General features: G+C 53.6%; 14 protein-coding genes and 1 tRNA gene. 3 read left to right on the top strand and 12 right to left on the bottom strand.

Going from position 1 to position 26,760, the window contains the following annotated elements; genetic code table 11:
- Positions 1-135: 135 nt before the first annotated feature.
- The 3 genes from NDI52_RS05205 to NDI52_RS05195 form a co-directional block, all read right to left on the bottom strand.
- Positions 136-4,116 (bottom strand): magnesium chelatase subunit H, encoded by a 3,981-nt coding sequence (locus NDI52_RS05205; RefSeq protein ID WP_190773316.1) that lies wholly within the window; start codon positions 4,114-4,116, stop codon positions 136-138.
- A 673-nt stretch (positions 4,117-4,789) separates the two neighbouring features.
- The gene (locus NDI52_RS05200; RefSeq protein ID WP_190773317.1) at positions 4,790-6,424 is read right to left on the bottom strand and encodes a glycosyltransferase family 39 protein; all 1,635 of its coding nucleotides are present in this window, start codon (positions 6,422-6,424) and stop codon (positions 4,790-4,792) included.
- The gene (locus tag NDI52_RS05195) at positions 6,424-6,834 is read right to left on the bottom strand and encodes an ankyrin repeat domain-containing protein (RefSeq protein WP_190773318.1); all 411 of its coding nucleotides are present in this window, start codon (positions 6,832-6,834) and stop codon (positions 6,424-6,426) included. Before NDI52_RS05195 ends, NDI52_RS05200 begins: the two co-directional genes overlap by 1 nt.
- A gap of 195 nt (positions 6,835-7,029) precedes the next feature.
- Here NDI52_RS05195 and NDI52_RS05190 point away from each other — a divergent pair, with 195 nt between their 5' ends.
- Entirely contained in the window at positions 7,030-8,280 is a 1,251-nt protein-coding gene (locus NDI52_RS05190) for a lipid-A-disaccharide synthase (RefSeq protein WP_190773319.1), read from the top strand.
- 656 nt (positions 8,281-8,936) lie between these two features.
- A complete protein-coding gene (locus tag NDI52_RS05185) occupies positions 8,937-11,570 on the top strand; it encodes a CHAT domain-containing protein (protein ID WP_199307908.1) in 2,634 nt (877 codons plus the stop codon).
- Between the two features lie 150 nt (positions 11,571-11,720).
- On the opposite strand, the gene NDI52_RS05180 is transcribed toward NDI52_RS05185, so the two are convergent.
- The 5 genes from NDI52_RS05180 to NDI52_RS05160 form a co-directional block, all read right to left on the bottom strand.
- Positions 11,721-12,449: a hypothetical protein gene (locus tag NDI52_RS05180; RefSeq protein ID WP_190773320.1), complete on the bottom strand. Its 729-nt coding sequence runs from the start codon at positions 12,447-12,449 to the stop codon at positions 11,721-11,723.
- A gap of 138 nt (positions 12,450-12,587) precedes the next feature.
- Complete coding sequence (locus tag NDI52_RS05175) at positions 12,588-13,694, bottom strand: D-alanine--D-alanine ligase family protein (RefSeq protein WP_190773321.1); 1,107 nt, start codon at positions 13,692-13,694, stop codon at positions 12,588-12,590.
- 411 nt (positions 13,695-14,105) lie between these two features.
- Positions 14,106-14,936 carry a dienelactone hydrolase family protein gene (locus NDI52_RS05170; protein ID WP_190773383.1) on the bottom strand — a complete coding sequence of 277 codons (831 nt, stop codon included), beginning with the start codon at positions 14,934-14,936 and terminating at the stop codon, positions 14,106-14,108.
- Between the two features lie 369 nt (positions 14,937-15,305).
- Positions 15,306-15,377: transfer RNA gene (locus tag NDI52_RS05165), tRNA-Gln, on the bottom strand.
- A gap of 183 nt (positions 15,378-15,560) precedes the next feature.
- Positions 15,561-16,424 carry a tetratricopeptide repeat protein gene (locus tag NDI52_RS05160; RefSeq protein WP_190773322.1) on the bottom strand — a complete coding sequence of 288 codons (864 nt, stop codon included), beginning with the start codon at positions 16,422-16,424 and terminating at the stop codon, positions 15,561-15,563.
- Positions 16,425-17,004: 580 nt separating this feature from the next.
- Here NDI52_RS05160 and NDI52_RS05155 point away from each other — a divergent pair.
- Positions 17,005-20,778 (top strand): choice-of-anchor D domain-containing protein, encoded by a 3,774-nt coding sequence (locus NDI52_RS05155; protein ID WP_190773323.1) that lies wholly within the window; start codon positions 17,005-17,007, stop codon positions 20,776-20,778.
- 360 nt (positions 20,779-21,138) lie between these two features.
- Here NDI52_RS05155 and NDI52_RS05150 read toward each other — a convergent pair whose 3' ends face one another.
- The 4 genes from NDI52_RS05150 to NDI52_RS05135 all read right to left on the bottom strand — a co-directional run bounded on the left by NDI52_RS05150 (position 21,139) and on the right by NDI52_RS05135 (position 26,634).
- A complete protein-coding gene (locus NDI52_RS05150; protein ID WP_190773324.1) occupies positions 21,139-22,539 on the bottom strand; it encodes a hypothetical protein in 1,401 nt (466 codons plus the stop codon).
- 801 nt (positions 22,540-23,340) lie between these two features.
- Positions 23,341-24,219: an ADP-ribosylglycohydrolase family protein gene (locus NDI52_RS05145; RefSeq protein ID WP_190773325.1), complete on the bottom strand. Its 879-nt coding sequence runs from the start codon at positions 24,217-24,219 to the stop codon at positions 23,341-23,343.
- 423 nt (positions 24,220-24,642) lie between these two features.
- Positions 24,643-25,179, bottom strand: a complete 537-nt coding sequence (locus tag NDI52_RS05140; RefSeq protein ID WP_190773326.1) for a P-loop NTPase family protein — start codon at positions 25,177-25,179, stop codon at positions 24,643-24,645.
- Positions 25,180-25,569: 390 nt separating this feature from the next.
- Positions 25,570-26,634 carry a glucokinase gene (locus tag NDI52_RS05135; RefSeq protein WP_190773327.1) on the bottom strand — a complete coding sequence of 355 codons (1,065 nt, stop codon included), beginning with the start codon at positions 26,632-26,634 and terminating at the stop codon, positions 25,570-25,572.
- Between the last annotated feature and the right edge of the window lie 126 nt (positions 26,635-26,760).

Here is a 26,760-nt window from a genome sequence, read left to right as displayed (position 1 = left end):
TTAGAGCCTGGTGGATGAACATCCTTCCCAAATTATGTCGATCTGATTTTGAAATGGCGAATTATATTTCTCGCAAAAAGATCCCCGGTTTCTTGAAGAAACCGGGGATCTAATTTTCGCGTTACTTAGAAGCGATTACTCAATCCCTTCAATACGATCTTCCACTTCTTGATACAGTTCGCGGAGGCGATCGAGGTTCTCCTCGCTAGTTTCCCAATAACCGCGACCGTTGACCTCAAGCAGAGTGCCAACAATCTTGCGGAAGGAGTGGGGGTTGAGGTTGAGGAGGCGTTTCCGCATTTCCTCATCTTCGATGAAGGTGGTGTTCACATCTTCATAGACCCAGTTGTCTACTGCGCCAGCGGTGGCCGACCAACCCATCGTGTTCACCAGGCGCTTCGACACCTCGCGCACCCCTTCGTAGCCGTGGGACAGCATCCCCTCATACCACTTAGGATTCAGTAGTTTGGTACGAGCATCCAGACGGACAGTTTCTGACAGGGTCCGCACCTGAGCGTTGGCGGTGGTGGTGTCGGCAATGTAAGCGGTGGGCTGCTTACCATCGCCCCGTAGACGACCGACCAGCTTGGTGGGGTCAGAGTCGAAGTAGTGGGATACATCTGTCAGGGAGATTTCTGACGAATCCAGGTTTTGGAAGGTGACATCTACCGTCTTCAGCGCAGTCTCGAAGATTTCCTTCGATTCCACCATCACACCGGGGTTGTCGGAGTTGAAGGCAAAGCCCTTCCGTGCCAGGTACATATCCTGAAGCTCGGACTCGTTTTCCCAGGTGCTATTTTCCACCGCCAGGTTGACGTTGGAGGAGTAGGAACCGGAGGCGTTGGAGAAGACGCGAGTTGCAGCCTGGCGCACATCGATCTTCATCTCTTCCGCTTGCTTTAGAGCATGTTTACGGACGAAGTTCATCTCCAAAGGCTCGTCTGCTTCGGCAGCCATCTTGATGGCGCGATCGAGCAGGTTCATCTGGTTGATGAACAGGTCACGGAACACACCAGAGCAGTTCACCACTACGTCTACCCGGGGGCGACCCAGATCTTCCAGGGGAATCAGTTCCAACTTGTTTACCCGGCCCAGGGAATCGGGCACAGGACGCACACCCACCAGCCACATCACCTGAGCTAGAGATTCGCCGTAGGTCTTGATGTTATCGGTACCCCACAGCACGAAGGAAATAGTTTCGGGGTAATTACCACCGTTGTTTGCCATTTCCCTTGCCAGGAGCCGTTCCACGACCACCTGAGCAGACTGGACTGCCGCTGCGGTGGGAATGGATTGGGGATCCAGCGCGTGGATGTTCTTGCCCGTGGGCAGTACATCGGGGTTACGGATGGGGTCGCCACCGGGGCCGGGAAGGATGTATTCGCCTTCCAGACCCTTGAGCAGGGCACCCAGTTCGTTATCCGCGCAAACTTGTTGCAGGCAGAACTCCAGATACTCGAACAGGGGCTTCAGGTCGTCGTTGCTGACCTTGGGATAACCTGCTTCTGCGAGGGCTTCTACCCAGGGTTCCTTGCGACCAATGTTGAAGAAGTTGAGCTTGGTGATGAAGGAGACACGACCTTCGGCATCAGTCTGTTCCTTCACCATGGCGGCTACTGCTTTGCGAACGGCCTGGTTGATGTCGAACAGCAATTGCACATCGTCGAGGACGCCGCGATCGCTATTCCGATACACTTCATCCAGATCACGACCCAGGCTCTCCGCAATGATCCGCTGGAGGCTCTTGATATTGTCCTCGGGGCGATCCAGACCGGCGATGTTGACCAGGGTGGCGATCGCCTCCTCCGCACTTGGGGGTTTACCCACCACGTGCAGACCGCAAGGCAGCAGACGGGACTCAATCTCCATCAGCTTGATGTAGACCTTACCCACCAGAGTGTCACGAGCCTCTACTGATAACTCGACGCCTTCCTCCGGCAGCTCAATGTCCTTGTCGAGGTTCACCTGACGGCACTTCTCAACAATCGCATTGATAATCGAGGTGGCCCGACCGCCATCCTTCAAGGTCTGGTAAGAGCTGATCAGTTCGCTCAGTTCCTTCAGTCCCTTGTACAGGCCTGCGTTTTCAGCGGGAGGGGTGAGGTAGCTGATGGTTTCGGCGTAGCTCCGACGCTTGGCGATCGTCGCCTCAGACGGGTTGTTCGCCGCGTAGTAGTACAGGTTGGGGATATTCCCAATCAGGTTATCGGGGTAGCAGTCGCCCGACATCCCCATCTGCTTACCGGGCATAAATTCCAGAGAACCGTGGGTGCCAAAGTGCAGCACCGCGTCAGCTTTCCAAATTTGCTCCAGGTAGGTGTAGTAGGCGGCGAAGCCATGGTGGGGGCTGGCAGAACGGGAGAACAGCAGCCGCATCGGGTCGCCTTCGTAACCAAAGGTGGGCTGTACGCCGATGAACACGTTGCCGAACTGCTTCCCGAACACCAGCAGGTTTTGCCCATCAGTGTTGAGGTGTCCCGGAGGTGCTCCCCAGTTTTCTTCCAGACGCTTGGAATAAGGAGTCAGGGCTTCGTACTCGGGCACCGACATCCGGTAGGCCACATTCAGCTCGGGGCTGGCGTATTGAGCTTGAGCGTCGTGAATTACCGCTTCCATCAGAGCCATCGGAGAATCGGGCAGCTCTTCAACGGTGTAGCCGTTGTTCTGGAGGGCCTTCATCACTTCAAAGATGGAGCCGAATACATCCAAGTAAGCGGCGGTACCCACGTTCCCTTTGTCAGGAGGGAAGCTGAAAACGGTGATGGCAACTTTCTTATCGAGCTTGGGCTTGCGGCGCAGGTTAGCCCACTTCATGGCGCGCTGGGCGATCGCCTCAACCCGGTCTTGCAGTGCAATGGCTTTACCCGTTGCACCATCCCGACCCGACATGATGATGGGTTCGATCGCCCCATCCAGCTCAGGAATTGCGATCTGCAAGGCCACCTGAATGGGATGTAGGCCGAGGTCGCTATCCTGCCACTCTTCGGTTGTCTGGAATACCAGAGGTAGCGCCACCATATAGGGACGGTTCAGTCGTTTCAGGGAGTCGATCGCCTTGGGGTGATCCTGACGAGCGGGGCCACCGACCAGCGCAAAGCCTGTGAGGGACACCACCACATCCACCAGGGGATTGCCCGAAATGGGGTCGAAGAAATAAGCATCTACTGGCTTGGAGAAGTCTAGACCGCCTGCGAACACGGGGATTACCCGCGCACCCATGCATTCCAGCTCTTGTACCATCGCTACATAGTGGGCATCGTCTCCGGTGACCAGGTGCGTCCGTTGCAGCACCAGACCTACCGTAGGAGCCAGAGGATCTTTCAAATCATCCCCAATGTCTCGACGGGAGGTGTTCCAGTTCAAATACTCCTTCAGATCCTCATACATCTGAGGGGCTAGAGGATGCCAGATACCCATATCCGGGTAGGTGACAGGCTCCAGGTAATCAGCTGTGGGCTTAGGATTGGGAATTTCTGGCTTGACGTACTTGTCTACCAGCATCAGCAAGAAGTTTTCCAGGTTGTCGGAGGAGCCACCCAGCCAATATTGGAAGCTGAGCATGAAGTTCCGAGCATCCTGGGCCTTATCCATGGGCAGGTATTTCAGCACCTTGGGTAAGGTGTTGAGCAGCTTCAGCATGGCATCCTGGAAGCTACTGCCGGATTGCTCCTTGCGCTTCTTCATGAACTGGCCGATCGCACTCTTCGATTGGCCGAGCTGTGCCATGGAAAAGGTGCCCATCTTGTTCAGGCGCATCACCTGGGGCATGGAGGGGAAGACAACGGCAACGTCAAGGCGATCGCGCACGGGTTCTACCGCTGCAGTTACCTTCTCGGCTAGCTCTTCAATAAAGATCAGCGAAGCAATAAATACGTTGGCCTCAGCGACATCCTTCTTGAAAGCTTCGTAGTTCTCAGCACCACGGAGTTCTTCGAGGAGGTAGCCACTGATCTCAACGGCGATATTAGGGTTGTTTTGGTTAATGGATCGCACCGCCGCGGACAGCGCGCTCTGATATTGAGGTTCCAGAACGACGTAAACCACTTTGACAAGCGCACGGCCGTTCAGATCATCCGGGGCGATGTGGCGAATGGCGGGCTTGACGTTTGTGAACATTCAATAGGCTCCTTCTCAAAGCATCGGGAAAAACCCGGTCAGCCAGTAGTCAAACCAGACAAAGGGGGAATCCTTTTTAGATAGGTCCCTTTATCACTGGCCAAGACCCAGGCCGCCATCGGCAAAGATAAAAAGTGTTACAGATTAGTTTGTACCAGAAAACCCTTGCAAAATAACCTTTTCACCTGGCATCTGACACAAATTGATAAGAAAGGTGAGATGATAATTTACAAAACTTGACAAATTTGAAAGCATCTGCTCAAAATACTCTTAATATTTCGTGTGTTAGGCAGGCCTTTTGGGAGGTGGGTGATCTGAATTGTCCGTCTGCAAGCCTTTTGGCGTTTTCAAGTCTTTAGCTTGCCTCTGAAAAATTTCCTTATTTCTCTTTGCTTCCACTCGTAAAATCTATAGAATAAAATTTTCATTGTCTTCTATGTTTCTGGATTGAATTGAGTTAATCCTGAGTTCAATAGAGCTTAATTCTAATTACTGAAGTTAGATTTTAAGAGGTGGAACATGCTTGGCACACTCCACCTCTTTTTTAGATTTATTGAGATTGTTTGAGTCATTGAAACCCTAGAGATTGGCTTGAGAAGCTCTACGTTGTTGGCTCTCTGGCGGGAAGGTAGCTCTCGTAACCAAAAAGGTTGTCCTCCGCCTTGGGATGGGTTTATGGAGTTTCTGCTGGCTGAAAGATGTCATTATCAATTATGCCTTTTAAGGGGATTCTGTAGGCCTCGGCTTGAGCCTTAATCCTGCTAGAAGGACGGAAATAAATGACGTCTTTAGAGGCTGAAAGCATCTCTGGTTTGGATAATCTGGCCTCAGGGCTAAGAAGAAGAAACTGAGTCTGCTCCTTCAGCAAATAGCTGAGGGATATCAAATCTCCAAGATTTGTCCAGTCATTTCCTTCATCACTGATAACAAGGGGTTGGGGCAGAGCATTAATGTATTCTGCGATCGCTCCGTTGAAATAGCTCAAATCCTTATTCCACCAAGTATTAGCCTGCGAACTAACCAGGATTGAGGTGAGGCTGCCTACCAGTAACAGTCCGGCAATGCTATACCAGAGCGATCGCCGTATTCTGGCCCAGCTATCTGCTAGCCAAAATCCGACTGCCAACTGCACTCCAGGAAAACAGGGAATGAGATAGCGGCTCACAGTCGATCGCTTATTTCCTAACAGGAGATCGGGTAGCACCAATAGCAGAAAGGGAACGAGAATCATCACCAGAATAAAGAGCCAGATTTTGGAGGGCGATCGCCGCCACACCTCATAACACGACATCAGAATGAGCAAGACATAGGGAACCCGCAACCAGAAGGTGACGGGATTATTGAATCCAAAATCCAGATCAAAAAATAGGGCGGTAAAACTCAGAACCCAAAACTTGATGAGGGTCACGTAGCCGGGAAAAATGGCGGCCCAATCCGTTGTGGCCATGGCTCGACCAAAATTGCTCAGAATGACCCAGAGCCAGGGGGAAAAGAGCAAGGTCGCGGCGGCCATCGACAACAGGAAAGGGCGGAAGGGCGATCGCCCCTTTCTGGCGCCACTGCCCAAGGCGAAACGGGTGGGGGGCATTAACACCTGACGTGCCAGCACATAAAGCCCGTGGGCAATGAGGGTTAGCCCAAAGAAGGGATGGGTGTAGAGCCCTCCAACGGCAGTGCTTGTATACAAACCCCAGTGCCAAAAAGGCCGTTCGGGTAAGCGAAGTGCCCGTAGCAGAAACCAGCTGCTGAGGATGGTGAATAGGGTCAGCAAACTGTATTGCCTCGCTACTTGGGCAAACAGGATGTCAAACGGGGAGAGCGCCAGGAGTAGCGTTGTGAGCCAGGCTGCCAGGGGTGAGGAAAATAGCTCCAGGCTGAGCCAATACATGCCAGGTAGGGCCAGCAGGCTAAACAAAACCGCCAAACTTCGGGATGCAGCAATGGAACTGCCAAACATCTGCATCCACCAGCGCTGCATTAAAAAGTAGAGAGGAGGATGTTGCGGGTCTTCTATGGCAAGGGAGCGAATGGTGTCTTGAGATGAACTGCCGGGTTTGATGGCTTGATAGGCTAAGAGATCGGAGGGGTGGAGGAGGCGATCGCGAAATATCTCGTCTCCAATTTCATGACGCTGGTAGCCAGCAGCTCGTATGGAGGTATAAACCTCGTCGTGCCAGTAGAGTTTGCCATCTAGCCGATAGGTATGTAGAAAGACCGCCACCACCATGAGCGGCACGAGAGCCAGCATGGGAAAGGGGGCAGCGGCCTTGAGAAAGCTATTTTTCTGGAAAATGACGCGTTGGGGCATTAGCTTGCCTGGGCATCTCGCGCTCGTTTTAAAGTTTCTATAGTAGCGTCATGTTTTCCCTCGGCAGCCCAGATTAATGCCGTCCAATTGTTCTGATCACGAGCCCGGAGATCGGCTCCTTGATCGATGAGGAGTTGGGCGATCGCCGTCTGCCCCTGGGCCGCTGCGCTCATCAATGGGGTTAGACCAAATGCTGTCTTGCTGTTCACGTCAGCCCCCTGCTCTAATAGCAGGGAAACAATCTCCTCATGCCCGGCAGCCGCGGCGGCCATCAAAGCGGTCCAGCCGTCTTCATCCCCTGCATCCACAGCTGTTCCTTGAGCCAGTAGATCTTTGACAGTTACTAAGTTCCCAACTTCTGCGGCTTCTCGCAGCAACTCCTCAGGAGATGGGGTCGTGCCACTCACCATAGCTTTGATCGCTTACTTCAAACGTAATGAACATCCATAAGCTTACCGAGGAGCCGTACCACTGAACTAGTCTGGCAATATTCATAGCCATTCAGAGTACTACGGCACCGCAGGGATTTTACCGGTGTGATGTGAAGCACCCAATCGCTCTTTTTGTCCTAATCTGGATGGCTATAGCTCGTGGACGATCGCCCCATGCCCTCCTCTCCCATCGATATTCTCATCCTGTCCAATGGCCCTGGCGAGGTAACAACCTGGGTCAGACCAGTGGTGAAAGCTCTGCGAGAATCCCTGGGAAACGACCGTGCGCTATTTCGCATTTCCTTGGTACTATCCCCTTGCCCTAATGGGACGGGGAAGGAGGTGGCGATCGCCCAGACCTATCCTGAGATCGATCGAGTGCAGGGAGCTGAACACTTTTTCCCCTTTCTGCTGTGGGGAAAGACAGCGGAAGGCTGGGAGTGGGGCGATCGCGGGATTGTTCTCTTTCTGGGGGGCGACCAGATTTACCCTGTGATCATTGGCAAACGCCTGGGCTATCGCACGCTCATTTATGCCGAGTGGGAAGCCCGATGGTTGCGCTGGGTGGATCGGTTTGCGGTCATGTCTCCAACGGTCAAAGAGCGTTGTGCTGCCGAGTTTCAGGATAAGGTGGCCGTCGTGGGAGACTTAATGGCAGAGGCAGGGGCTCATGCTGGGGCTGCTCCTCCTCCTGATGGGCGACAGATTGGTTTGTTACCCGGTTCTAAAGCGGCAAAGTTGACCCAGGGAGTCCCGTTGATGTTGGCGATCGCCCGCCATCTACGCCAGGCTGACCCCACGTTGCGCTTTGTGCTGCCCGTTGCTCCCACGCTGGATCTGCCCACCTTAGCCCAGTTCGCAGATCCAGAGCAGAACCCGATCGCCCATTACTTTGGCGGACTGCGAGCCACCCTCGTCGAAGGCGAACCCCCATCTCTGATGACCGAGGATGGGCTGAAAATCGCATTACATCAAGAGTTTCCGGCCTATGATCTGTTTCGGCAATGCCAGCTGTGCCTGACCAGCGTTGGAGCCAACACAGCTGAATTGGGTTCCTTGGGTGTGCCGATGATCGTGCTGCTGCCAACGCAACAACTGGATGCCATGCGGGCGTGGGATGGTATTCCGGGCCTGTTGGCTAACCTGCCAGGTATGGGTTCTCTCTTTGCCCGCGTGATCAACGGGTGGTTTTTGCGAAAAAAGCGGCTGTTAGCGTGGCCTAATATTTGGGCCGGAGAAGAAATTGTACCGGAACGGATTGGCGAGTTAGACCCGGCGACACTGGCGAAGGATGTTTTGGATTTACTGGAGCATCCAGACATGTTGCAGGGCATGCGCGATCGCCTCCACAAGGCTCGTGGTGCTTCCGGTGCGGCTCGCAAAATTGCCGACATCGTGGAATCGATGCTGATTGAACTCGTCTAACCACATGATCGATACGGAACGCTCTGAAGGGCTCATTTTGAGTGTGCGCTCCGTGCATGCCAAAACAGGCGTTTTCAAGGGCTGCCTAACCCATGGCCCTCAAAAACGCCTGAGCCGAACTCAGGTTTACCTACATGAAATCTCTTTAAAAAAGAAAACCTCCCTCCCCTCAAAAGAGGGATCGGGAGATTAGAATCAGGGTGCATCTACCACTTCAGTTTTCTAGGGAAACCCTTCCTATCCGGAAGACTCTCGGCAGATTAACGCGAAAAATCCCAGAAGAATCTGGGCTGCCGTCCCATTTACCTTGCGGATCAGCGGTTTGAAAGATGTTGAAACGTTAACTTTTCGTACCTTGCGAGTACAGAAGATTAACCTTTGGCAGAAGGGTTGCAGAAAGATTCTAGTGAAGTGGTTTGACGATCTTTATTTCTCTACGGGAACTAATATATTTCGCCCCCTGTCCTGAGATGTAGTGATGGTGGGATCTATCCTGGTGAGGACGTTATCCTAGTGAGTAGGAGCGCCGTCTTATTTTTTTGGCATGAGTAGATTTTCCGGATCATGTCGGCCTCCCGGTGAAACCTGAGGGCACCCCCTGTTCTCAGACTTCACGCGGCTCTGCCCCCTTCATGCGCTACAGAGCAAACTAAGCGTTGAATTTGTCCAACGAGGAGAATACCGAAACCGTGACCCAGGAGTTTCACATTTCGGTCACCCCGGTCGGGAGTGATGAATATTTGGTGCGTACCGAACGGGTCGCGCCCGGTGTCCCCCTTGCCGAAGAACAGGTGGTGTGGACGGTGGATACCTGGCTGAGCCAGGCCCGTCAACTGATGAACAATCCGTTGCTGGAGTTGCTTCAGGGCAACGGTACCCGAGTCGGAGGCTTTGAGTTTCCCCGCAACAGTGGAGGGTCTGGTGATGACCTGCCTGTGCCTCCCTCCTTGATGGAATTAGGGCAAAACCTTTACAACAGTCTGTTTAAGGGCACCCTGCGAGATAGCTGGATGACGGCCCGTGGAATTGCGCAACATAAAGGGGAAATGCTGCGGTTGCGCCTGGGGTTAAAGGGGCCAAAACTGCCACGATTGCCCTGGGAAGTGCTGAATGGAGGCGATCGCGACGGTCTCGGCACCATGCGTCGTCCCATTGCTACCGGGACAGATGTCATCTTTTCGCGTTACACCCCCGGTATCGGCATGATGGGGGGCTATCTGCCACCGCTAGAACGAAATCAGCCCATTCGAATTTTGATGGCGATCGCCGCCCCTACGGATAAGGAGCAGCTAGAGCTGAAGCGGGAGGCGATGAACCTGCAACAGGAACTGGCCCATACCCGTTCCAACGGAGATACCCTCACACCCAACTTCGAACTAACCCTGTTGGAACAACCAGGGCGGGAAGAACTGACCCAGGCCCTAGAGCAGGGACAGTACCACATTCTGCACTATGCGGGGCACAGCAACCTGGGAGTTTCTGGCGGTAACCTATACCTGGTGAATCGTCGGACTGGGCTGACAGAAGTGCTGAGTGGCGACGACTTGGCGGGTCTGCTGGTGAACAATGGTATCCGCATGGTGGTGTTCAACTCCTGTCGGGGGGCCCATAGCGCCATTGGTAACTACACCAATGGGGAAGGTGATCTGAAAGATAATCGGGCTGAGCGTAACCTGGCGGAAGCCCTCGTAGGGCGTGGCATTCCAGCGGTGCTGGCGATGGCCGAGAAAATCCCTGATGATGTGGCGTTGACGCTAACCCGATTGTTCTATCGCAACTTAAAGCAGGGCTATCCTCTGGATCTGAGCCTGAGCCGCGCACGGCAGGGATTAATTTCCGCTTACAGTTCACACCAGTTCTACTGGGCGTTGCCAGTGCTATACCTACATCCTGAATGGGATGGGTATTTGGTGCCGGGGGAGCGCGATCGCCTTAATCCAGCAGATCGGCTACTACTGGCCCCGCATGTATACGACAGGCCCCCCGATCGCAGCGGCGATTCAGCGACGCCCCCGCCACCGCCGAGCAATCTGCCCGACCCAGACGATGAGCTGGAAATGATTTCGCGAGCGGTGCTGTTGGAGGATGACCTGCCCCCAGCGCAACCTACTTCACAGCCTGCCCCTGCTACCATCGAGCCATTGGATGACCTCGTTTACGAGGAAGCCAACGATATGGCGGATTTGCTGAAGCAGCTGACCCCCGATGCTGACGAAGCTCCGCTATCCGACGACTTCGATGAGGATTTGTTTGCTCCTGATCAGGAGCCTCATCAGACTCTCTATGACCCGCTGTCCGCAGAGCCTGAAGCGGAGGACGCAGAAGAAGCCCCTCTACTGCCCCTGATGCCGGAGGCGCGGCCCCTCAGTGCCCGCCCCCTGGATGCTGCGGAGCAGATGATTCAGGACAGCAGTTCGGCTTCCAGGTTAGCTCCTCGATGGCGATCGCCCTACCTCCTCCTACCCCTGGTGGGGGCTACAGCGATGGTCATTGGGCTGGGTGTTACCCATGTTTTGAATCGCGATCCGTCTCCTAATGATCTGCTGCCTCCAGCAGCGGTCAATTCGCCTGTGCCGACTATCGATCCTGCCAAGGTGGATTTGGCTAAAGCCACAACGGAGGATGTAACCCTGGTGGCTATGGATCGGTTCAGCAAGGGAGAGTTGGCAGCGGGAGGAGCGGCGATCGCTGAGCTGCTCAATCGCAATGCCGTCGAGCCGGCTAACACAGCTCTGCGGGTGCTCACGCCGGAGCAAATGGGTGATCCGGAGATGCTATTTTTGCGGGGGCGGGTAGCCTGGCAGGCGATCGCCCAGGGCAATACGGATTATTCCAATGATGATGTCCGTCGTTTTTGGGAAACGGCTGTTGAGAAGAAACCGGATTCCGCCCAGTACCGCAATGCTCTTGGTTTTGCCTACTACAAGGAAGGCAAGTTGACGGAGGCGGTGCAATCCTGGTGCCAAACCATTACCTTGATTCAGGATCCGGCAGCCTTTGTTGAGGATGCTTCGGTGCAGGACATGAAGTGCCCTATGCCCGATGGCCCGGTTAGCACCAATGCGGCCCTGTCTCCTTACGCGGGTATTTCGTTGGCCTTTCAAAAGGCCACCACGGTGCCTGAATTCGCAAATACGCCTGACCTGACGACGCGCGCTACGGATTTACACCAGCTCATTCTGCGCAGTAACCCTAAAGCCGATAACCCGACTACCCTGCCGGACGGTTGGCTGTGGACGACGGAGTTCATTCAGGAATGGCAGGCCCTTCGAGGTGCACCCACTCCTTAATAACCTCAATTAGAGATAAGCCCAAAAGCCCATTTTGTCGTGCGCAGAGCGCACGACAAAATGGGCTTTTTCGAGAGGCGCTTTGCGCCACGCCCGCTCCAGTGGTGTTTCGGGGGCAGCTTTACGGTTGGCTGCATCGCTTCTACAAAATCATGGCTCCCACTTTTTGCCTTCCCGTCGACGCTGAATATCCAACAGCTCGGCCAGACCTGGAGCCCATCGGTCTAGTTCCCGTAGGCGGCTGTTGTGAGGCACATCCAAAGAAGGGCGATCGGATGCAGAGACTTGGGAAGGCATTTCGGCTCCAGATTCCGGCTCTGCATCTAGAATCCCGTTGGATGGCACAGGTGGTATAAAGCGTTCAAGCCCGGTCGTTAGGGAGGTATTCAGCGGAGGGGCTTCGAGTTCTGTAGGGAGTGATTGGGCCAAAGCTTCCAGTCGTTGCAACCGTTGTCGGGTGATAGTGCGACTGCTCTGAAGTTTGGCAGACAGCGCTACACAGCCCATACCACAGCTGGCGGCTAGCAAGAGGAATAACCATAGGGGCGAGTCTTTCTCACTTCCAGCAGCATCTGTCGGTTTTCCCAGCCCAGTATTTGCCATCACTGGCGGCATCGGTGCCTCAGGGTCGTCATTGGCAATGGGATGCTCTGATATCTTAAGATGCACTGGTTGCGACAACTCCGGGTTCATGAGCCCAGACATAGCGATCGCCGCCATCACCAGCATTGACGTCCAAATTCCACTCCAAAACAGTAGCGGGTATTGCCGCCATAGCTGACCTAAAATTTCCCAAATCCCCAGCGAACGCGCTGCATCAGACCGGGAGGATGGTTCTTCCGGCGCGATCGCCTCTGACTCCAGCGGATCCCTGTCCATAGGTTTTAGAAACCATACAGGTGTGTTGACTCATTCTAAAAACATTCGAAAAACTTCGCTACTACGGATGAGAGCGGTCGATGTTAAGAATGCTTACACATCGGCTTCAAGAAGTACGGTGAAACCGTACTTCTTGAGCTACCGTTCCTCCAATGCTAACTGCACCAACCGATCCACCAGTTCGGCAAAGGGGACGCCTGAGGCTTCCCACAGGCGAGGATACATACTCGTGGCGGTGAAGCCGGGCATAGTGTTGATTTCGTTAATGTAGACCTCGCCTGTCGATTCAACATAGAAGAAGTCAACCCGAGCTAGGCCAGCGGCATCAACCGCGAGAAATGCCTCGATCGCCATCTCCTGAATCCGGCGGATCACATCCTCGGGCAGATCAGCTGGGATGATGAGGTCGGCTAGCCCCTCGGTATATTTCGTTTCGTAGTCGTAAAAGTCACTGCTGAAGGTGATTTCGCCAATAACGGAGGCTTTCGGATCGTCATTGCCCAAAACTGCACATTCGACTTCTCGAGGGCTGGGCAACCCGGCTTCAACAATAATGCGGCGATCGTAGCTGGCGGCATTGTCCAGCGCGGTTTCCAGCTCAGCCCGGGTACGAACTTTGGCTATACCAACCGAGGAACCAAGGTTAGCGGGCTTGACGAAGCAGGGATAGCCGAGTTCTGTTTCGACGCGATCGCACAACTTGGGAAATACGCAGGGGTTTGACCAGATCTGCCTGCGATTAATCGCTACATACTTCACCTGGGGCAACCCGGCCTGGGCAAAGGCCATTTTCATGGCAATTTTGTCCATCCCCAGAGCCGAGCCCAGAACTCCGGAGCCCACAAAGGGCACCTGCATCAGTTTCAGTAAGCCTTGAACGGTTCCATCTTCTCCATTAGGGCCGTGTAGTACCGGGAACCAGACATCTACAGCAGCGGCCTGGGCGGTCGATTGCCAGCGCTCCATGGCCTGAGCGGTTGTAGCTTGCAGGGCTCCTGCAGGTGTGGGGGTCTCGGGTTCAGCTTCGGCTTCGGCACTTAGCAGCGGTGGCACCCCAGCGGCGAGAACTTGTTGAGCGAGCTCACCACTTTGCCAACGACCATCCTTCTGGATGTAGATGGGGGTCAACTCATACTGGGTGGCGTTCTGTTGCAAACCTGCGGCGATCGCCTGGGCCGAACGTAACGATACTTCGTGCTCTCCGGAGCATCCACCAAATAATAGCCCGACACGCAATTTCGCCATCTTTACCTCCCACCACTGCGGCGATCGCAGCTAGCGTACCATATAGCGGTTTTCAACGAGGTGGATGGGATGTATTGCAGCAATTCTCATTTTGAATTGAAGCCTGAAAATAGCCCGCCGAAGGCGGGCTATTTTCAGGCTTCAAAGCCGAGAGTTCGCGCCCGTCGGGCGCGAACTCTCGGCTTTGAAGCTCATAATGAGAATTGCTGGATGCATTGCATCCCATTCACCTCAACAATGATGCGGTGATCGCCACATTTAACCTCATAGCGATTTTCAACGAAGTGTGAGGATGCAATGCATCCTCACACTTTAACGGTGATAAGGCGATCGGAACGTTTAACCTCTTTTCAACGAGGTGTGAGGCGGTGACGCTATCTAAGCCTCTTAGCGGTTTGCAACTTGGAGGCTTTAAACCACGCCCTGTTGCCGGAACCATGCCTGGAGCTTAGCCCAGCCATCTGTCGCCGCATCTTCTCGATAGGAGGGGCGGTAGTCGGAGTGGAAACCGTGCGGGGCGTCGGGATAGACAATGATCTCGGAGGAACCGTTTGCCTGGGCGATCGCGGCACGCATGGTTTCTACCGTCTCGATGGGGATGCCTTCATCCATGCCGCCATAGAGCCCAAGCACTGGGGCCTTGAGGTGAGGAGCCATTTGCACTGGAGTTGTGGGTTGCAAAGGCGTAGGATTGCCAACGAGGCGGCCATACCACGCCACGCCCGCTTTCAGTTTAGAGCTGTGGGCGGCGTAAAGCCAGACGGTTCGTCCTCCCCAGCAAAACCCGGTGATGCCGAGCTTGTCGGTATCAGCTTTGCCCGTACTGGCTGCCCACAGCACTGTTGCATCCAAATCGGACAGGACTTGAGTATCAGGCACCTGAGCCACAATAGGCCGAATTTCGTCAACGCTTGCCAGTTGAGAGACGTCGCCCTGGCGGTAGAAAAGTTCAGGGGCGATCGCCAAATACCCTAGCTTCGCAAAGCGGCGGCAAACATCTTGAATGTGTTCGTGAACGCCAAAGATCTCTTGCACCACCAGCACGACGGGCAGGTTTGTTCCGGAAGCGGGCATGGCATGATACGCCGGAATAAACCCGTCGGATACGGGAATTCTAACTTCGTCGGCTATTAGCCCCGTGGCATCGGTAGTAATGGTGGCGGCTGCAATCGGCCGCACCGCCATGGCAAACCCGGCGGCTAGTGTTCCTGCAAGTAGCTCTCGTCGTCCAAACAAACCCATGTTCATGACAGCTCTCCCGTGGATGGAATAATTACGTCGATCCAGGTCTGCTCTGACCGGCATATTAAGAAATATTAATGCTTTTGTTGGGAGGCTGAAATGCTCATCAATCCTCTGCTTGGTGAATAAACGTAGGACAGAACCTACAATTTGTTGGATGCAGAATACGCTACATCGAGCAAAAATGCCCCAGGTTATAGCAGGCCTCCGTCTGCTCTGAAGCGTTGGGCTGGCTAAGATGCCGCATCAGGTGCTTGTGCTCCAAGCAAAGTCGGTGGGCTCATGCACTCCCCTGGCATTCTTTTCGAAGCCGTGAAAATCAAAAAGGGCGCGACTTAGTCGTGCCCTTTTTATGATTCGTTTTTAGAACTGGGGCGCTAGGATTCGAACCTAGGAATGGCGGGACCAAAACCCGCTGCCTTACCGCTTGGCGACGCCCCATCGCGTTCACGTTTTACATATTAACAGGCTTAGCCGGAGGTTTGTCAAGAATTTTGAAAGAATATCAGCAATTATTATTCTGACTCAGGTTTGCGAGCTCTAGAAGTGCGACGGCACAAGGGCTCCTGCCCACCAACAAAGCCAGAGGGTGAGAGCACAGTAGCCCGATCGCACTTTTCTGAATTAGGAGCGCCGTCGATATTGCCGGGGTTCTAAGCGTTCCAGGGCACGACGGGCGATCGCATCGCGGGGATTGAGGTCAAGTGCTTCCCGATAGGCGGCAGCAGCCTCGGCGGTTCGGCCTACTGACACCCAGGCATCTCCCAGGTTGCGATAGGCCAGGGCATAGTCGGGATTGAGCTGAATCGCTCGTTGATAGGCCGCGATCGCCGCGCCCGATTGGCCCAACTCCAGTAAAGAAACCCCCAGGTTGGTATAAGCGATCGCCGGATTTTCTGGTCTCAGGGCGATGGCCTGTCGATGGGCCAGGACGGCTTCCTCCAATTGCCCCAGGCTCGCCAGGGCTACCCCCAAGTTGTCGTATACCTCGGCATACTCCGGTTCAAGCCGAATGGCCCGGCGGTATACGCCTACTGCATCAGCCGCTTGCCCATTTTGCCGAAGTGCAATACCTAAATTGTTGTAAGCACGGGCGTAGTTGCGATTCAACCGCACGGCTCTGCGAAGTAGCTGAATGGCTTCTTCAAGTTCACCTTGCCCTGTCAGGAGGCCACCCAAATTGTTGAGAGTAACAGCGTCATTTGGACTGAGCTCGATGGCCTGACGGTAGGTGGCGATCGCCTCTCCCGTCTGCCCTTGCTGTTCCAATACGTAGCCCAACCAGGCATAGGCGTACCCATTGTCAGGCTGTGCTTGTACTACCGCCTGCCAGAGCCGGGCGGCTTGAGGCAAATTTCCGGATTCATAGGCAGACTGAGCTCGTTCGACGAGGGTATTGGCAGATTGGGCGATCGCCGGTACCCCTGGCATGAGCACATGCAAACCTAGAGCCATAGAAAAAGCCCAGGAATAATTCCGATAATTCATGGCCGCTCTGATCTATCTCGAAACCAACAGGAGAACGTTCCCCATAGTATGCAGCATGATTTTCCCCATGTCGTTAGAGAAATTTTAGATAGACAACCCGGGGACGGGCGTAGGCAACATGTAGCACTCATCGTTCACCGACCCATGGTGGCCGTGGGATGAGATACGGTTCGCCCACTTCAATTCCACACCGCAATTGGCTTGTTAAAAGCCATACACCTCTAGAACACTACTCAACCTGAGTTCGAGTTCGGGACATTTTTGAGTGCCACGCACCCTGCGGCACTCAAAAACGTCGATTTTGTGTACGCGAAGCGCACGCAAATAGGCACTTCAGCTTATCTCGAACTGAGATGGCTCAGTGAACGACTATAGCGCTGTGCACGTTGATTAAGTACGGTGGTGTGGGGCACGAAGTGCCCCACACCACCGTTGCTGTACTTAACGCACTTGCACATCGCTATATGGTGATTCTGTCCAAAAAAATGACTGCTTTCTCTAGGGTCGGTCTATGCTGTTTGAAATGATTCCAACTGTACTGAATTCCATTCGTGAGCGGCTTTGAAGGGCGGGACAAACTATGGTTCCGTATGGATCGACGCGGACAGACCAAGGGCAACTATTGACACAGGCGCAGCAGGGTAACCCTGAGGCGATCGCCTTCCTCCTCAATCGGGCCTTGAACCCTCGTGGGGTACGGGCACAGGTACAACCAGACACGGGAGACGGGCTAACCGTTTTGCTGGAGTCGGCTCAGGTGCCCTCCCAGCAGCAATGGGTGCCCTTTATCCAACAGGGGCTTTCGCAATTGCATATCCCCAATGTGCAGCGAGTGCGCTGTGTGGGAAGGCAGATCGGGCAGGCTGATTACGCCTGGCAGGAGGCGACCGCCCTCTATCGACCCAGTTCTCCCAGTCCACCTGCTGGGGGTAGTGGCTTTCCCCTGACCCAATTTGAAGTGGGCAGTGGCAGTGCGGTAGGCCAACAAATTGTCTATGGCGACAAGGCCCTGCAACTTACTCCCCACGGGGCTGTTGTTATGGCCAGTGCTTATCACCAGGCTCCGGCCATTCGTACCCGTCCTGTCCCGGAACCCGAAGCTTTTATTCGCCCTATGGCTGCTCCTATCGGCCGCCAGGAGGAATTGGAAGGGGCAATTGCCGCTCTGCAATCCCAACCCGTTGAATTTTATGGCGACTTGGGGGTTGGTAAGACGACGTTGGTGCGATCGCTCGTGTATCATCCGGCCGTCCGAACGGCCTGTCCCGATGGGATCCTCTACCACAATGTGCAGGATGAACCCCCGGATGACCTACTGAAATACCTGTTTGACACCTTCTTTGAATACGACGAGCCCATTCCCCACAAGCCAACCCCCGATCAGATCTACCAATCTTTCCGGGGGCGGCGGGCCTTAATTGCTCTGGATGATGTGCAGTTGAACTCGGTCCAGGTCGCTGCCCTGGCAAACCAGCTTCCCAGTCTACATTTACTGCTGGGCAGTCCCAACCATCATGGGTTGCCAGAGAGTTTTGCCATGCCTCTGGCAGGGCTGCCCATGCCCGAAGCGATCGCCTTTCTGGAAACCCAGTTGGGGCGTAGCCTGGGTCCCGAAAATCAAGTGGCTGCCGAAACCCTGTGTCGGGCGGTGATGGGCAATCCGTTGCGCCTGCGACAGGCAATCGCCCTCGTACGCAACCGCCACCTGACGCTGCCCGGACTGGCGCAGCATATGCAAAACCCAGCGGCTCTGGAGCTGCTGGTGCTCCGGGCCTGTGCCACCTTGCCAGAACCCGAGCGTCGTATTCTCGCGGCGCTTGGGGTGCTGGGAGCCGTGCCAGTTCGGAGCCACCATTTTGCTGGCATGACGGGTCTTCAGAGCCCTCAGGGAGCGCTGGATCATCTGGAACAGCGGGGTTTAGTCGTGTCGGATGGGCAGTCTTACACCCTGGCAGCTAATCTTCTGCCTTTGCTGCAGAAGCACTGGAACCTGGCCGGTTGGGTGCAGCCTGTCATTAACTATTTCTTACTATGGGCGCAAAAACATGCCCCTGTGACTGGAGCCCTAGCCCAGGAAAGCCACTTGTTGCTCTGGGTCATGGAGCGAGCAGCTCATCACCAGCAATGGAGTGAGGTACTGCGGTTAGCCCGGGCAATGGATGGTTCCTTTCTGGTATCGGGGTTGTGGGGGCGTTGGGAACAAATCTGGCGGTTTGGCTTGCAGGCGAGTGAAGCCCTGGGAGATCAGGAGGCGATCGCCCATGCTTACCATCAACTGGGCACCCGTGCCCTCTGTCTGGATGACCCCTTCACCGCCAATGCCTATCTGGCCCAGGCACGGGTGATGCGCGAAAGCTTCGGTCAACCTACTGCCGCCAATGCGAGTTACCACAATCTGCAATGGCTTTCGGCCGCTCCTGCGGGGCTCAATCCTGGGGTCGCAACGGAATTACAGGGGGCGATCACTCCGGATGCAACCGTCGCTTATCCTCCTGATAGCGCCGAAGCAGAGCGGAGCTTTACCCTCATGGCTCCTCCTGCCAAGGCTGAGCGCGAGGGGTTGCCGCCTGCTGCCCAGGTAGCGCTAATGGCCGCCGCCTTCTTGGGGGTCGGCAGCTTACTGGCGGTGTATATGTATCGTAATCAGCCCGGTCTGGCTGTGAACCCGACTCAGCTTACTTTTAGTGCTCAGCCGCAACATCGCACCAGCCAGCCCCAAACAGTACGGGTACAGAACACTGGGGACGACGTGTTGGAGATTACTCGGGTGAGCCTGGAGGGCAACCAGCCGACAGATTTCCAAATTGCATCCAATGCCTGTGAAGGGGTGCCCCTGGCCCCTGACCAATCTTGTGAGGTACAGATTACCTTCACGCCTCAGGGGGATGGAACCCGGTTGGCAGAATTAACCTTGAGCGATCGCAACCAGCGGATCGAACGTCGAGTTCAACTTAGCGGTACTAGCTCAGCCACGGCCCCGGGCAACCCTATTACCCTCAGCTTCCAACCGGGCAACCTCGATTTTGGCGACTACGCTGTCAACCAGGCCAGTGAATCCCGTCGTATCGTGCTGCGTAACGAGAGTGGGCAACCTATCACAATTCAGGGAATCAGCCCGGTTGGAGAGGCTCGTTTGGACTTTCCAACTACTCACGATTGTACGGGTGCGCCCCTGGTACCAGGGCAGAGCTGCTCCATCAATATGATCTTCCGGCCCAGTGTGGCCGGTCGTCGGGCTGCTAATCTGGCCGTCACCGATACCGCCAATAATTTATGGAATGTACCGCTCAGTGGTAACGGCGTCACGGATCAGCCCCAGGTGCCTGCCCTTAGTATTCGGCCGGGTACCCTAAACTTCGGGGAACAGCCTGTGCAAACCTCCAGTGCGGAGCAAGTTGTTACCCTCAGCAATAGTGGTACCCAGACCCTTAACATCTCTCAGATTGGGGTGGAAAGTGGTAACGCCTTTGCCATTCGTCGCAATACCTGTACCCGTACCCCATTAGAACCTGGTAACGACTGTACTGTTGGGGTTGTGTTCAGCCCTCAAGCGGGCAATGCCCAGAGCGGCCAGTTAACCGTTGCCAGCAATGATCCTCGAGGAAATGCTCGCATTTTCCTGACGGGTACGGGTACGGTGCCCAGTGCCGCTCAGCTCACAATTACTCCAATCAATCTCGATTTTGGTGCGATCGAGTTAGAAAGCTCCAGCCGTCCCCAAACGGTTACCTTGCGTAACACGGGCACGGCGGGACTGACGATTGGTCAAATTCGTGCCAGCGGTAACGGAGATTTTGTCAGCGATACTGATGGAGCGATTGGTCAGGTTTGTACTAACCGTGCCTTGCAGCCTGGGGAAGAATGCCGCTTTGGGGTCGTGTTTTTGCCTTATGTAGAGGGCGATCGCGTGGCTCAAATCACTATTCCCAGTGATGCACCTCAAGGGTCTGTAGCGGTTCAACTGCGCGGGCAGGGGCAGGTCCAGCGCTTCCCTACCCTATCCGTTAGCCCGGCCAGTCTCTCCTTTGGAGTCATTCCGGTCGGTAGCAGCAGCCCGCCTCAAACCATCACCCTGCTCAACAGTGGTGGGGTGCCCTTGAATATTGGCAATCTCGCCATTGGTGGAGCCAATGCTAATGACTTTATCCCGGCAAATACAGGCAGCTTTACCCAAATTGCCTGTTCAAATACGGTGCTTGAACCGGGGCAGCGGTGTCAGCTCCAGATCCTCTTTGGGCCGTTGGAAGCGGGCGATCGCCAGGGCCAACTAATTATCCCCAGCAATGATCCGAATGGCGAAATTCGGAGCAGCCTAACAGGCTCTGGCCAGGGAGAAGTTGCCCCTACCCCCTGATATAGCCTGACGTAAGTTGGTAAGGACAGGTTATTTTTGGAAACTATGCTGCGCGCCCTTCTTCAAGAATAATCTTCTGGTGCGTAGCGCTATGCATAACCTCCGTCAGGTTAGTTAGGACATCAGGAGCACTGTTGCCGCTTGCTCCTGATATCCTAACTAACTCGACACTAGCAATGAGTTCTGTAATGCGTGCTTGAAGAGGTGATTTTGCAGGCAGTACGCCTGAAATTAACGTCTCATACGAACTCTGCCTCGTATAGAAACGGTGTGTTTTTTGTTGGGATGCTTTCTACACGGCATCCCAACAAAAAACATACTGCTACTCTATAAGCGGATTCCGTATCCAACGACATTAGGTTAAGGAGAGGAGTTTTGCTCCTCCGACAAAACTTCCAGGAGTGCGGTCTCTAGATTGTCAATTTCGAAGGTTTCGTCGTTCTCCACCCGCATTTGCGAGAAAATGCGATATTGATCCAGCTCAGTAAGGTGAACAGATAGCTTTTCTTCAATGCGAGAATGCCCCTGCATACTGATGAGGTTAAATTCTATATTCTCGGCATAAATGGCCATGGTGATGTCAAAGATTTCGAAGAAGTGGATAACCCACTTACATTCCTCCTCAGAGTAATCTTTGTAATACTTCACCAGGTCAGCAATACGGGCTTCTAAATGGGTGCGAGCATAGCGGCAGACAATCACCAACTTAAGCAAAAGTACGACCAGAAGCAGCGGGTTGCCGTGCGAGAGAATCTGGATAAACAGCGCGGAGGGTTCCCGGTGGTTTTCTGTGGTCAGGTATTCGATGACTCGGTTGCAGGTTCGTAGTAATAGCGCATCATCAATATTTTTGTCGTGGTAATCCACATACAGCCCATTGAGGCGTTCAGAGAGCTGATCGGTCAGAGTTTTAACGAAGTCCTGGTTGTTAATGGAGAATAGAAGGTACTTTCGCAGGCTTCGCTTGAAATCGGAATAGCGAAGGTTTTGGGTTTGCCTGAGAAAAATATTAGCTAGATTGGTGTAGCTAAATTTGCCCTGCCGCGCCACAATCATCTTGACTAGCCGCAGTACATTGTCACCCAGAGTCGTAGGGTTTTTCAGATTGGTTTGTACTACCGTTGAATTGGCGGAATGGGCCGTATAAAACGCCAAATCAAATTTAAATTTTTCTTTGAGCTGCTTGGATAGAGCGCGGGCCGCGTGACGTTGTTCAGCCGAGTTTCTTAAATCAATATATTGAGGCACCAACAGGTAGGAGGTGTATCGTTCTGACCAGTGGGTAAAGGACTGGGTATCATACCGGGCAGCAAACAGCTTTAGTTGCTGAAAATCGTCGCTTTGAACGAAGTTTTGTAGCCAGACTCGCAGTCGCCGCAAGGTCGGCGACATTGAAGGTTTTTCAAGAATAGGGTCTTCAAAGATTTTGATTAATTGCTGGATATAGATATGGTTACGGCGCAGGTCCCAGTTGTTAATCAGGATATAACAGGATCGTTTGAGGGTGTTGCGAAACTCTTCCTCTTGATTTGCAAAAACAATTTCGTATAGCGAAGGTAAAGTATGGGAGCTAACGGTATTGACATGGTGGATAAATAGCCGCCGGAATTCTTCCAGTACCTCTTCTGGAGACCATTCTTTAACGATCTCAAGCAGGTAGTTGTAAATTGTTTCCTGGGCCCGTGGGATGTCCCGCTGGATGCGGCCTGGTTTGGCTGTAGACCCCGACAGATGACCCTCTTGCACTTTGTTTAAAACCATTACAACCCTTTTTGTTCGTTCTGGAGGAGAAGAACCCTGGCTTGAGTGAATGTATTAGTACCCGGCCCCTGACTAACGCCATTAACGGGAACCAGGAATAGCCTTTGATTAGATTGGCTCAATGGGAGAGTGCTCCCTTGTTCCCGCACTATCGAAAGCTATCCATTTGTTTGGCCTTTTCTGAGAAGGAATGCGATTACTTCTACACTGTCCCGAAGAATGATTTCTGAATACTGTTAGTTTCTCTTGAAATGGCTAAAAGCCTAACTAAAACGAACGCTCCTGTCGGTAGATGCACCCGGTGACATTTATACATCACCAGCCAGACTAGGAATTCCTAATTGACAAATAATAACAGGCTAAAAAAGATAAAGCCCCAGCAGGCTGAAGGCTTTTAAGATTCTCCCTGGTGAATGTATTGTACAAGAGACGCCCAGGTTACCGTTTCCGCTGGTTTGCGTAACTCATCAGGGAAATTTGGCAACCGATGGCTGATTTTTTCAAAGTGAAATGTGCTGATTACTACCTCAATTTAGATATCAAAATTGGGGGTAGATGAGCCCTATTAGAGCTTTTGTGCGGCATAGAGCAGATATTGCTAAATCCACTATGTCGATAAAAATTCGGATACGGACACTGGCTGATGTTTTTTATTGTACAGGTAGTCCTCGTAGTCGGGTAGCCAGTAGTGTACTTCCGCAAAGGATGGAGGAAAAAGGCTAGTTTTAGAAGTTGCGCGAAGCGCAACTTCTAAAACTAGCCTTTTTCCTCCATCTTTAAGAAATAGGAGTACCGGGTAGCCTACTGAATGGAGGTTCGTATCAGTTGGGGGGCAGCGATCGCCCCTTTCAACAGGCCTGCTCCCTGGCTGTGGGGACGGTAGACCCCAGCCCAATGGGCAAGGAGTTGGTCGCTTAGGGCTTGAAGCTCCTGAGGTTGAGCGAGATCCCAGGCCATAGTAGTTATCGAGCTTGGCCAGCCATGGGAGGGTAACTTGGCAGTGCCATTGAAGCTTCCGGCGATCGCCCCAACCATTAATCCTGTTACTCCGGCATGTTTATGCTCTGGCATCGAGAAGGCCAGCCTCATATCTTGAGGGCTACGGAGGAAGCTATAGATCGCCAGAAGCAAGGATAGGGGAAGTGTTTCGCTGGATAGTTCCAGATCAAGGTGTTGAAGGTGATGCTGGGCGATCGCCCAACTATAGCGCTCCTGATAGGCTATCTGAAGATGGTGTAACTGTTGAGCCGCAGGGCTGGTCGAAGGTAATTCTAGACTCTCAATCAGTTGCAGAGGTAGCCGCTCCAGCTCCAACTCTTCTACCAATGCCAAAGCCAGCACTTCTGCGAGAGTCATGGCTGCTAGGGTTGATCCTGGGGGCAGATTCCAGGCGTTCGCAGCGGCCTGAAGTGCCTGATGCAGTTGAGCTTCGCGATCGTGGTAGTACAACATCAAAGGAATGCTAACTACGGCTAGACGGGCACCTGGGTTAGAAGGTGAACCTGCTATAAGTGCAGGCCAGGGAATGGATTCACCGCCCTCTTCACCAACATGCCGTAGCAGAGCAACCATGCTCTTCCCGACCTCTAGCGGCTGTTCATCTGCTCTCTCTGCCATGGTGTGGCCTAACACCGCTCCCAACAGAGTGCCGCGAAAACGGGCCATCAATGAGTATTGCATTGTCGCCTCCACCAGATTGGCATGGGGAATGGCTCCATAGTAATCGGTAAGACGACGCTATAGCGGCCCTCGACTACAAGGAACATAAGGGATGGGTTTATAGGGATGCTTTGCGCTCCCACAAGACCACCCACAATTCACCAGCAGTTCTCGTTATGACCTTCAAAGCCAAGATTGCGCGCCCGTCGGGCGCGCAATCTTGGCTTTGAAGCCCGAAAACCGCTTGCCGAAGGCAAGCGGTTTTCGAGCCTAATTCCATACTGAGAATTGCTGACAATTCACCTAAGCTAACCTGCACTGGATTACGAACGATGCTCCATGTTGCTCATAATGTAGGACTACTGGAAGGGTTGTTTTTTCGTGCGCAAAGCGTAAGGAAAAACAACCCTTCCAGCCGCTTTAAAACATGCCCTAGTATTTTGCCTAAGGCGAATACATGCGTTTTAACTCAGTAATCTGGTCGGCGATGGATAACACTGATTCTGGCATGTTTGGACCCGTTAGCACGACCTCAACTTCTGGGGGACGGGTACGGAGGAATTCCAGCACTTCGGCTTCGGGGATAAGGCCAAAGTTAATAGCCAGGCTCAGTTCATCCAGGACAACCAGGCTATAACGGCCTTCTCGCACCATCCGGCGGGTGTGTTCCCAGAGATTCTGGAGGGCTTGCCGTTCAGTGTCCTCTAGTTCTGGCGTATCGATGTATCGAGGCAGATCACAGCGAAACCAGTCTAACCGTTGCCCCAAGCGTACAGGATGATCACTACCCTGCCGAATTCCACCCTTGAGAAATTGCACCACCAGCACTGAGTTACCCTGACCCGCAGTCCGGAGTGCCTGGGCAATGACATCGGTGTAAAAGCTGCGGTGGGGGCCGGTAAACACCCGCACCAACCCTTCAATCATGGGAAGAATAGGACGCTCTGCGCCAACGACGGAGGTTTCGAGTTGGAAGACCATAGCAAAATTATGACGACTGGGAGGACGAACGGGGCAGGGATGTAGCGAACTGAGCTGTAATACAAGTGTACCTCGACCCCCTCAATCCTGTAAGCATCAACTCACAAAATGTAGCGGTAGGCCAGGAATTTCCCTCCCATCAAACACTACATATAAAAATCCGTCAATAGAGACCAGCACTAAACTACCGAAATATAGAATTTGTTTCTCTCTGGTGATCATTCCCCCCTTAAATGTCAGAACCCTCTTCGCTGTTTATGGAAGCAGCAAAGAGGGTTTCGGTAGTTGGGCACAGCAGCAAATTTGGGTTCTGTTCTAGACATGTAAAGGGTTGTGATGGTGCTTAGCACCATCACAACCCTTTACGCATTTGAAAAATGGCCCAAATTTTTAGTCCACAGTGCGCGCTGCATATAGGGCTGCCCCAATTAGCCCTACACCCTGGTTGAGAACGACATGGACAGGTACTTTCTTGAGCAGGGCGCTCATACGACCTTTTTTGGAAAAGGCTGCCATGAAGCGTCCTGACTTTAACAGTGACAAGTTCTTGGCAGCAATTCCTCCGGCAATGTAAAGCCCGCCGTAGGGCAGCAGCTTGAGGGCCAGGTTGCCTGTTTCGGCACCGTAAGCATCAACGAATAGGTGCATGGCATCCTGGCAGAGCGGATCGTGGCCGCTTTGAGCTGCACGGGAGACTTCGGCAGAAAGGTCAATGGTTTTAGCGTCGTGGCCAATTTCATGTTCCCAGGCGCGGTAAATTTCGCTCATGGCAGGGGATTCTCGGTCAGGGGAGCGATCGCGCAAAAACTGATAAATAGCAGCAATGCCCATTCCTGATACGACCCGTTCTGCGGAGATGCGATCGACGTGGTAGCGATCGAGCAAATAACGTTGCAGTTGAAATTCTAGCTCTGAGCGAGGCGCAAAATCGGCATGGCCCCCTTCGCTTGGGTATGTCCGATAGCCATCCACATGGCGAATGAGAAATCCCTGTCCCAGGCCTGTTCCCGCACCAATGACACCAATCGGAGCGGCTGGATCAGGTTCCCCGACCTGTAGCGTGTAGATGTCTTCCGGCGCAAGGCCCAATACACCATAGCCTGTGGCGGCAAAATCATTAATCAAGCTGACTTGAGGGATAGTGAGCTCTTGGCTCAGGTCAGATGCTTGCAGAAACCAACCCAGGTTGGTGAGCTCGGAGGTGTTGTCCATGACAGGGCCAGCAATGCCGAAGCAAGCTCCCTGGGGCTGAACATGAGCGCCAAGCTCAGTCTGAGCAATCTGCAAAAATTCTTGTACCAGGGGAATTAGATCAGTGTACTCCCGGCTGGAAAAGGTCTTTTGAAGAAGGGGTGTGAGCGCTGGCAGCGCTTCGGGGGTTGTTCTGGGAGCGGTCGAAACAATGCTCAAAATGGTTTTTGTGCCGCCAATATCTCCGGCTAGAAGCGTTGCCATAGTCTTCAAATGCAGGGTTTACAAACGCTAAAGGGAACATCAGCAAAGGACAGATCGCCCCTGGTAAGCTGAGTGTATTTCTGGAACCTTGATCCTGCAAAGGCTCCAGAAATACACTCGGTTTAC

Source organism: Leptolyngbya sp. PL-A3 (genome assembly GCF_039962325.1).
Taxonomy (GTDB): domain Bacteria; phylum Cyanobacteriota; class Cyanobacteriia; order Elainellales; family Elainellaceae; genus Vacuolonema.
This window is presented reverse-complemented; position numbering and strand designations above follow the sequence as displayed.